General features: G+C 51.5%; 1 protein-coding gene. It reads right to left on the reverse strand.

Annotation, left to right across the window (positions count from 1 at the left end):
• Nucleotides 1-592, reverse strand: a 592-nt coding sequence (locus R7Z77_RS26950; protein ID WP_318137250.1) for an efflux RND transporter permease subunit, incomplete at both ends; no start/stop codon positions are given.

A 592-nucleotide genomic window follows, 5' to 3' on the forward strand; every position in this document is an offset into this window, starting at 1 on the left:
GCCCGGACGGCCTCGCACATAAAGCTGCTCTAGTTGATTCAGGTTATCTCTGTCTTCGCGTCGGAGCTGCACTTCGATAGGTAGTGGGTCCACTTCTCTTGGATCGGCGATATAACCGAGCACTTTGGCGTTCGCGGCGGTAATAAGCGTGTTATTGATATCAGCAACAGAAACACCAGACAGCGCCGCTTTTTCTTGATCAACGATGAATTGCCACGTTTCTAAATCACCTTGGATGCTGGTATCCACCTCAGAAACCAACTGTTCTTTGCGAAGCCTATCCGCGACTTTCTCTGCTTGAATCATCAGATCTTCATAAGATGTCGCTTCATCACCGTAAACTTCTGCCGTAATGGTGGCGATAACAGGCGGGCCTGGCGGCACTTCGACTAGCTGCACGTCAGCGTCAAACTTATCTGCAATCTGCTCTAAATCCGCCCTGAGTCGTGTCACCAGTTCGTGTGATTGCATTGCGCGGCGATTCTTCTCTGCAAGAACGACTCGAAGCTCGCCTTGGTATGGTTCGCTGCGCATAAAGTAGTGGCGCACCATGCCGTTGAAATCCATTGGGGAAGCGGTGCCTGCAAAGCCC

The organism is Vibrio sp. 1401 (genome assembly GCF_033340295.1).